Origin of the sequence: Mycobacterium sp. (assembly GCF_035603715.1) — a bacterium.
Taxonomy (GTDB): domain Bacteria; phylum Actinomycetota; class Actinomycetes; order Mycobacteriales; family Mycobacteriaceae; genus Mycobacterium.
The window spans coordinates 1-8,379 of the sequence record NZ_DATNJW010000712.1; the positions used below are offsets into that span (position 1 = coordinate 1).

10 protein-coding genes are annotated in these 8,379 nt (G+C 63.7%); 9 read left to right on the forward strand and 1 reads right to left on the reverse strand.

What is annotated here, in order from left to right; all coding sequences use genetic code 11:
• The first annotated feature begins 55 nt into the window (after nucleotides 1-55).
• From VN856_RS28605 to VN856_RS28635, 7 genes are read left to right on the forward strand one after another with little or no spacing between them, the layout of a single operon-like run.
• Nucleotides 56-607 carry a carboxymuconolactone decarboxylase family protein gene (locus tag VN856_RS28605; protein WP_325695625.1) on the forward strand — a complete coding sequence of 184 codons (552 nt, stop codon included), beginning with the start codon at nucleotides 56-58 and terminating at the stop codon, nucleotides 605-607.
• A gap of 5 nt (nucleotides 608-612) precedes the next feature.
• A complete protein-coding gene (locus tag VN856_RS28610; RefSeq protein WP_325695627.1) occupies nucleotides 613-1,890 on the forward strand; it encodes an aromatic ring-hydroxylating dioxygenase subunit alpha in 1,278 nt (425 codons plus the stop codon).
• On the forward strand, nucleotides 1,877-2,212 hold the full coding sequence (locus tag VN856_RS28615; protein WP_325695630.1) for a hypothetical protein: 336 nt from the start codon (nucleotides 1,877-1,879) through the stop codon (nucleotides 2,210-2,212). The genes VN856_RS28610 and VN856_RS28615 overlap by 14 nt, the downstream gene beginning before the upstream one ends.
• 3 nt (nucleotides 2,213-2,215) lie before the next feature.
• Nucleotides 2,216-3,430 (forward strand): amidohydrolase family protein, encoded by a 1,215-nt coding sequence (locus tag VN856_RS28620; protein WP_325695633.1) that lies wholly within the window; start codon nucleotides 2,216-2,218, stop codon nucleotides 3,428-3,430.
• Nucleotides 3,414-3,842, forward strand: coding sequence for a nuclear transport factor 2 family protein (locus tag VN856_RS28625; RefSeq protein ID WP_325695636.1), 429 nt, complete (start codon nucleotides 3,414-3,416; stop codon nucleotides 3,840-3,842). The genes VN856_RS28620 and VN856_RS28625 overlap by 17 nt, the downstream gene beginning before the upstream one ends.
• Nucleotides 3,839-4,927 carry an acyl-CoA dehydrogenase family protein gene (locus VN856_RS28630; RefSeq protein ID WP_325695639.1) on the forward strand — a complete coding sequence of 363 codons (1,089 nt, stop codon included), beginning with the start codon at nucleotides 3,839-3,841 and terminating at the stop codon, nucleotides 4,925-4,927. The genes VN856_RS28625 and VN856_RS28630 overlap by 4 nt, the downstream gene beginning before the upstream one ends.
• A gap of 50 nt (nucleotides 4,928-4,977) precedes the next feature.
• On the forward strand, nucleotides 4,978-5,721 hold the full coding sequence (locus VN856_RS28635; protein ID WP_325695651.1) for an acyl-CoA dehydrogenase family protein: 744 nt from the start codon (nucleotides 4,978-4,980) through the stop codon (nucleotides 5,719-5,721).
• Here the strand turns inward: VN856_RS28635 and VN856_RS28640 are convergent.
• On the reverse strand, nucleotides 5,718-6,893 hold the full coding sequence (locus tag VN856_RS28640) for an acyl-CoA dehydrogenase family protein (RefSeq protein WP_325695642.1): 1,176 nt from the start codon (nucleotides 6,891-6,893) through the stop codon (nucleotides 5,718-5,720). The two genes, VN856_RS28635 and VN856_RS28640, sit on opposite strands and share 4 nt — an antisense overlap.
• 191 nt (nucleotides 6,894-7,084) lie before the next feature.
• On the opposite strand from VN856_RS28640, the gene VN856_RS28645 reads away from it, so the two are divergent.
• A complete protein-coding gene (locus tag VN856_RS28645) occupies nucleotides 7,085-7,738 on the forward strand; it encodes a TetR/AcrR family transcriptional regulator (RefSeq protein WP_325695645.1) in 654 nt (217 codons plus the stop codon).
• 51 nt (nucleotides 7,739-7,789) lie between these two features.
• A partial coding sequence (locus VN856_RS28650) for an acyl-CoA thioesterase (RefSeq protein WP_325695648.1) occupies nucleotides 7,790-8,379 on the forward strand: 590 nt, incomplete at its 3' end.

The window sequence follows — 8,379 nt, forward strand, 5'->3', positions numbered from 1 at the left end:
GTGGAAACCTATTGATCAAATATGAGAATCTGATTCTCTTAGACGAGGAGCCCGTATGCGTCTGTCCCCGTTGCCGGCGGATCAGTGGGACGACGCTGCCCGGCACGCGGTGTCGGGCATGCTCCCCGAGGAGCGGCGGAACCCGGACGGCGCCGGCACCCTGCTTTCTACCCTGGTGCGTCATCCGAAGCTGACGCACGCGTATCTCAAATTCAGCACCTACTTGCTGTACGGGTCGACGTTGCCGGCCCGCATTCGCGAGCAGGTCATCCTGCGCGTCGCACACCGTCGCGGCTGCACTTATGAGTGGTTGCACCACGTCGAGATGGGCAGAAAAATCGGGCTGTCCGACGCCGACATCGAAGCCGCACAGACGGGCCAATCCAAAGACCCGTTCGACAGCGCGTTGATGAACGCCGTTGACGAACTCGACGAGAAGACCAACATCTCGGATCAGACCTGGGCGGCCCTCGGCGAACGACTCGATGAACGGCAGCGGATGGACTTTGTCTTCACCGTCGGTAACTACATCGCACTTGCGATGGCATTGAACACTTTTGGCGTCGAGGTCGAAGGCGACCATGATGGCGAAACAGAGAAGAGGTAAGTACGTTGGCACACTTCACCAAGCCGGACGCGGGCAGTTGGACCGAGAACTATCCGGAGCTGGGCACCGCGCCGGTGGACTACACCGACTCGATCGATCCGGCGTTCTTCGAAGCCGAGCGGGATGCGATCTTCAAGCGGACCTGGCTCAACGTCGGCCGCGTCGGGCGCCTACCGCGCACCGGCAGCTACTTCACCAAGGAGTTGCCGTCGGCCGGCAAGGGCATGTCGGTCATCATCGTCAAGACCAAGGACGGGTCGGTCAAGGCGTATCACAACGTCTGTCGCCACCGCGGAAACAAGCTGGTGTGGAACGACTTTCCGCACGAGGAGACCTCGGGGACCTGCCGTCAGTTCACCTGCAAGTACCACGCGTGGCGCTACAGCCTCGACGGTGATCTGACCTTCATCCAGCAGGAGGGCGAGTTCTTCGACGTCGACAAGAGCGACTACGGGCTGGTGCCGGTTCGGTGCGAGTTGTGGGAAGGCTTCATCTTCGTCAACTTCGACAACCAAGCCAAGCCGCTGGTCGACTACCTCGGACCACTGGCCAAAGGCATCGAGGGTTACCCGTTCGGCGAGATGACCGAGACCTACTCCTACCGGGCCGAGGTCGGCAGCAACTGGAAGCTGTTCATGGACGCGTTCGCCGAGTTCTATCACGCGCCGGTGTTGCACCAGGGGCAGTACACCAAGGAAGAGGCGGCCAAGATCCAGAAGTACGGCTTCGAGGCGCTGTACTACGAAATGGCGAGCCCGCACGCGATGATCTCAACCTGGGGCGGTCAGGCGCCGCCCGCGTCCATGGACATGGTCAAGCCGATGGACCAGGTGCTGCGCAGCGGGCTGTTCGGCCCCTGGGACAAGCCGGAACTCATCGCGAAGTTCGGTGAGTTGCCCCCGGGCATCAACCCGAAGAAGGTGCCGCAATGGGGCATCGACGAGTGGCACTTCTACCCGAACTTCATGTTGCTGATCTGGGAGCCGGGCTGGTTCTTGACCTACCACTACTGGCCGACCGCCGTCGACAAGCACATCTTCGAATGCACGCTGTACTTCGTGCCACCGCGTAACGCGCGTGAACGCCTGGCCCAGGAGCTGGCCGCGGTGACGTTCAAGGAGTACGCGCTTCAAGATGCCAACACCTTGGAGGCGACTCAGACCATGATCGGCACCAAGGTGGTCAACGACTTCCCGCTGTGCGATCAGGAGATCATGCTGCGCCACCTGCACAAGGTGACCGGTGACTACGTGAAGGAGTACGCCAGCAATGGCCACCACTGAACAACTGCCCGCCGAATTCTCGGACCTGGAGCCATATCTCGCGTGGGATCTGGCCACCGAGCCTGAGCGGTACGCCAAACGGCTGGCGTCGTCGATGCCCGAGATGCAAGCGTTCTACGACGTGGCGTTCCCCCGGTTGAACGATGTCATCGAGTACTGCGACAAGTTCCCGCTCGACGACCTGCCCGAGGACGCGCGAACTCTGATGCATCTGATGCAGTCGCTGGTCATGGTGTCATTTCCGATCGAGGCGTGGAAGCAGCCCCGGGTCCCCGACAGCGGGGCGGCGTGGGTCGAGCTGATCAGGGAGCCGGTGATCTAGACGGTGCTCACGCTCAAGGCTGCCGGACTACTCGACGTCGACGCCGGCGAGATCGTCTCGCCCGGCATCCTGCGCATCGATGGGGACCGGATCGTCGGCGTTGGCGGCAAACCCGAAGGTGACGTCATCGATCTCGGCGCCTCGGTCTTGCTGCCCGGGCTGATGGACATGGAAGTCAACCTGTTGATGGGCGGGCGTGGGGAGAAACCCGCGCTGTCTTCGGTGCAGGATGATCCACCGACCCGGATGTTGCGTGCCGTGGGCAACGCCCGCCGGACGCTGCGGGCGGGATTCACCACCGTGCGCAACCTCGGTCTGTTCGTCAAGACCGGTGGCTATCTGCTCGACGTCGCGCTCGGCAAGGCGATCGACGCGGGCTGGATCGACGGCCCGCGGGTAGTTCCGGCGGGGCACGCGATCACCCCCACCGGTGGGCATCTGGACCCGACGATGTTCGCCGCGTTCGCGCCGCACGTACTGGAGTTGACGGTCGAGGAGGGCATCGCCAACGGGGTCGACGAGATCCGTAAGGCGGTGCGCTACCAGATCAAGCACGGTGCCGAGCTGATCAAAGTCTGCTGTTCGGGCGGCGTCATGTCGTTGACGGGACCGCCTGGCGCACAGCACTATTCGGATGAAGAACTGCGAGCGATCGTCGACGAGGCCCATCGCCGTGGGATGCGGGTGGCTGCGCACACACATGGCGCCGAAGCGGTCAAACACGCCGTCGAAGCCGGTATCGACTGCATCGAGCACGGGTTCCTGATCGACGACGATGCGATCGCGTTGATGGTCGAGCGCGGCACCTTTCTGGTGTCGACGCGGCGACTGGCTGAGGGAATGGACGTCTCGCATGCCCCGCCTGAGCTTCAGGCCAAGGCCGCAGAGATGTTCCCGAAGTCGCGGACCTCGATCCTGGCCGCCTACGAAGCCGGCGTGAAGATCGCGGTCGGAACCGACGCTCCCGCGATTCCGCACGGCAAGAACGCCGACGAGCTTGTCACGCTGGTCGACTGGGGGCTGCCGCCGTTGGCGGTGCTGCGGGCCGCCACCGTGGTCGCCGCGGATCTGATCAATGTGACCGACCGAGGCAGGCTGGCCGAGGGCCAGGTTGCCGATATCATCGCCGTGCCGGGGGATCCATTGTCCGACATCGGCGTAACCCAGAAGGTGGGCTTCGTGATGAAAGGCGGCAAGGTTTATGTCCAACCGAATTGAGGACCTTGTCGAGATCCAGCAATTGCTGGCTCGCTACGCGGTGACGATCACGCAGGAAGACATCGACGGCTTGGTCGCGGTCTTCACCCCGGACGGTACCTACAGCGCGTTCGGCGAAACATATTCGCTGGACCGGTTTCCGGTGCTGGTCGACGCTGCTCCCAAAGGCTTGTTCATGACCGCGACCCCGGTGATCGATCTGGACGGCGACACCGCGACCGGAACCCAACCGCTGTGCTTCATCGACCACGCCACCCACGACATGCGGATCGGTTATTACAAGGACAACTATGTGCGGACCGCCGACGGGTGGCGGCTGAAAACCCGTGCCATGACGTTCATTCGGCGCAGCGGCACACACGACTCCGGCCGCCCGCACGCGATCGGGCGACCGAGCGCCAATCCTGCATGAAGGTCGACGAGTTCCGCTCGGATCTTCGGGCCTGGCTCGACGAAAATGATCTGACGCCGGGGCCGGATCATTCGCTGCAGGGTCATATGCAGCAATACGCCCGTGTCTGCCGGGCGCTCTACGACGCCGATTGGATGCGATACGGCTGGCCGGTCGAAGTCGGCGGATTAGGTGGTCCGGCAATGCTTCGCGCGGTTGTCGGCGAAGAGGTAGTGGGCCGACGCCTCGCCGAACCTGGTCCGTATTCGATGCTCGAGGTGCTCACGCCGACGATGATCGACTATGCGCCAGCAGAACTCGCCGCCGAAATGGTGCCACGCCTGCTCAGGGGCGAAGAGCAATGGTGTCAGGGCTTTTCCGAGCCGGGATCGGGCAGCGACCTGGCGTCGCTGACTACCCGCGCGGTCCAGGACGGGGACAACTGGGTCGTCAACGGGCAGAAGGTCTGGACCAGCTTCGCGCAGTTCTCCACCCGGTGTGTCCTGCTCACCCGCACCGCACCCGGCTACGACGGAATCACCGCGTTCTTCGTCGACTTGGACACTCCCGGCATCACCATCCGGCCGCTGCAGACCATGCACGGAGTAGACGAATTCTGCGAGGTTTACTACGACGACGTGGTGGTGCCTGCAAAACGCATGCTCGGCCAGCCGGGCGATGGCTGGCGACTGGCGATGGACCTGCTGCCCTACGAACGGTCCACCTGTTTCTGGCAGCGCATCGCTTACCTCTACTCGCGCTTCGACGAGCTGATCGCGGAAGCGTTCGATCCTGACGAATATGAGCTCGGCGCAGCCTATCTCGCGTTGCACACGCTGCGCTGCCGGTCTCGGGCCACTCAGCATCGGCTGGCCGATGGCGAACCGTTGGGGCCACAGACATCGATCGACAAGGTGTTGTTGGCCGGCGCCGAGCAGCGGCTCTACGACACCGTGCGTGACCTCCTGCCCGGGACACTGGAGCTGGACGACACACCTTGGCGCTCGGAATTTCTCTACTCGCGAGCGGCGACCATCTATGGCGGCACCGCTGAGATCCAGCGCAACATCATTGCGCGCCGGCTGCTGGATCTGGGCAAGGAGTGAGCGTGGACAGCGAATCCTTGCAGCTGCTCGAAGACGGCTTGCGTAAGACGATGACGACGGTGTCGGGCCAGCAACTCGACGCCGCCCTAGCCGAGCTGGGCTGGCTCGAGATGCTGGACGAAATGCCGGAATCCGCAGTCCCTTTGGTATTTCGGTTGCTTGGCGAGACGGGTGCTCATGCCCCGGTGCTCAACGACGTCGTGCTACGTGCGGCCGGTCGTGAAGGCGGCGGCACGGTGCCGATGCGATACACGGGTGGCTCCTGGGTTGTTTGGGCTCGTACCGGCGAGCCGAGCTCGGTGCTCGGCGACGATTTGCCGATCCACCCTGTGCCTGAGGGTGACTCGACGCCTGTCGCGCCGGGACGGCACGCGGTCGGTTGGTGGCTTGTGGGCGCCGGCCGCGCAATGTTGTCGCTCGCGCGCCAGCACGCCTTGGACCGCCGCCAGTTTGGTCGCCCCGTCGCATCGTTTCAGGCGATCCGGCATCGGCTGGCCGAGACGCTGGTCGCCATCGAAGGCGCGGAGGCCACCCTGCAGGCCGCTGCGGCCCAACCTGACGAGCTGAGCTTTCTGCTCGCCAAGGCCGCCGCAGGCCAGGCCGCGTTGACCGCTGCGCGCCACTGTCAGCAGGTCCTCGGCGGGATCGGTTTCACCGCCGAGCATGACTTGCAGCGTCACGTCAAGCGTGTGTTGGTCCTGGACGGCCTGCTCGGTAGCTCACGCGAATTGACCCGAGAAGCCGGCGTGACGTTGCGCGACAAGGGATTTGCGCCGCGTTTGGTGCAGCTCTAGTTCCGCGGCAGGGCGAGTATTCGCTGAGCGATGATGTTCCGCTGAATTTCGGACGTGCCACCGGCGATGGTTGCGGCGAAGCTACGGAAGTAGCGATCAAACCAGCTGCCGTAGTGGGAATCCAAGTTCAACGGCGCATACGGGCCGGTGACGGCGGGGTGCATCAGCCCGTCGACACTCGCGGCGGCCAGCACGTGTTCGGTCGCGGTCTGCACCGCTTCGGACCCGAGCAACTTGAGCACCGACTGGGCCGGCACATCTTCTTCACCACGGGCGGCACGCGCCAGCACCACCGAACCTAGCAATCGCAGCGCCTCGCAATCCATCACCAGCGTGGCGTAGCGATCACGTTCCAGTTCATCGGTCGGCCGGAAATCCTCAGTCATTTCCCGCAATTGGTCGGCGTAGCCCATCCAGAGCATGGTGCGCTCGTGGCCCAGCGACCCGGTGGCGACTCGCCACCCTTGGTTGATTTCTCCGACCAGATTTTCCGTCGGCACGTGAACATCGGTGAAGAACACCTCGTTGAAATCCTGGTCGTCGAGACCAGACGCCGACGCAAAAGGGCGGCGCGCGACACCGGGACTGTCGGTCGGGATCAGCAGCACGCTGATCCCCTTGTGTTTAGCAGCATCGGGATCGGTGCGCACGAATGTCAGCAGCACATCCGCATGGTGGGCGCCTGAGGTCCAGACTTTCTGCCCGTTGACCACAAAGTCGTTGCCGTCGAGTACCGCGCGGGTGCGCAGCGATGCCAGATCCGAACCGGCGCCCGGTTCGCTCATTCCCAGCGACGCGGTGATCTCGGCCCGCAAAATCGGCACTGCCCAGCGCCGCTTCTGTTCCGGCGTCCCGAACGACAGGAGCGACGCAGCGATGATCCCGACGCCCTGCGGATTGAAGCTCTGGTAGATGCGCCGGCGGGACAACTCTTCGGCATGCACGTACTGCTGCAGCACCGTAGCGCTGCGGCCGCCGAACTCGGGCGGGTTGCCGGGCACCAGCCAACCGTGATCGAACAGCAGTCGCTGCCACTGCCGAGCCCATGGCGGGACGTCGGACGACGAGTGTGAGCGTTGCACTGCGTCGGCTTCGTCCGGCAGATGCTCGTCGAGAAAAGCCACGAATTCGGCGCGGAACGCCTCGACGTCGGCATCGAAGGTCAATTGCATGAACCCTCCCTCGCCGGCCGGTAATTCAAGTTCTGCTTCCATGGAGCGCAGTGAGAGAATAGTATTCTCGTGCAGAGAAAGTTACAATCTCAAACACGTCGTCCCGCGAGGGGGCTAGCACACCTATGACACGGCGTTCTCCGGTACAGTCCAACCATGTTCTCCCCTCGCGGCAAGCAACTGAGCCGCCCGTGACCAGCCCGAGCGAAGAGCCGGCCTGGAAGCAGCGCGCCGTTGAGCGGTCGATCAAAACGGCAAAGCTGCGGGCCGCGCAACGCGTCCAACGTTTCCTGGATGCGGCTCAGGCCATCATCATCGAAAAGGGCAGCACAGATTTCACCGTGCAAGAGGTCGTCGACCGTTCCCGCCAGTCGCTACGGAGCTTCTACCTGCAGTTTGACGGCAAGCATGAATTGCTGCTGGCGCTGTTCGAAGACGCGCTGAGCCGTTCGGCCGACCAGATTCGCGCCGCGACCGCCAACCACGACGACCCGATCGACCGGCTAAAGGTCGCCGTCGAGTTGCTGTTCGAGTCTTCGCGGCCGGACCCGACGGCCAAGAGGCCGCTGTTCACCGACTTTGCTCCACGACTACTGGTATCGCATCCCGCCGAGGTCAAGGTCGCTCACGCGCCGCTTGTTACTTTGCTCGCCGAGCTGATGGAAGCGGCAGGCAATGCGGGCGAGCTGCGCGCCGGCATCAACCCACGGCGGATGGCGGCGATGACCATGCAAACGGTCATGTTCATCGCCCAGTCCAGCGGCGGACCTGACGACGAATCCTCGCATCCCATTACCGCCGATGAGGTCTGGGACTTCTGCTCGCGGGGTTTCGTCGGCAAATAGCCGATGAGAACCGGGTTACCGGTCAGCGAGAATTTAACTTACACTGACCGCGTGCTCGATCTCTGGACCGACCTGCTCGGTTGCCTTGATCTGCAGATCGAGCGCGAGCCTTCCGAGCCCGATGACGTCACGGTGTTCGAGGGCGTCAGCCAACAGTTGGATTACCACCGGGTGTTCGGCGGCCAGCTCCTCGCGCAGTTCGTCCGGGCCGCATCGCTGGCCTGCCCGGACAAAACGGTCAAGTCAATGCATGCGGTGTTCGCCCGCGAAGGACGGGCCGCCCAACCGGTCCGCTACCAGGCGACGCGTCAGCACGAGGGCCGGTCTTTTGCGTCGTTGATCATCACCGCCCACCAGCCACATGCCGTGCTGGCCAGTAGCTCGGTCTCGCTGCACACTGTCGAAGGCGGGCCCGAAAGCCAAGACTGCCAAGCGGTTTCGGTGCTGCTGGACGAGACACATCGGGTCGAACTCGACCTGATCCCGTGGGAAACCCGCAGTGCCGACGACCTCAACGCGCTCACCGCCGGCCCACCGCGGTTCGAGGTGTGGATGTGCACGCCATCGGTCGACGGCGAACTCGCGCCCGCACTGGCCGCCTACGCCACCGACCTCACGCTGATCGGGACAGCCCTGCGTCC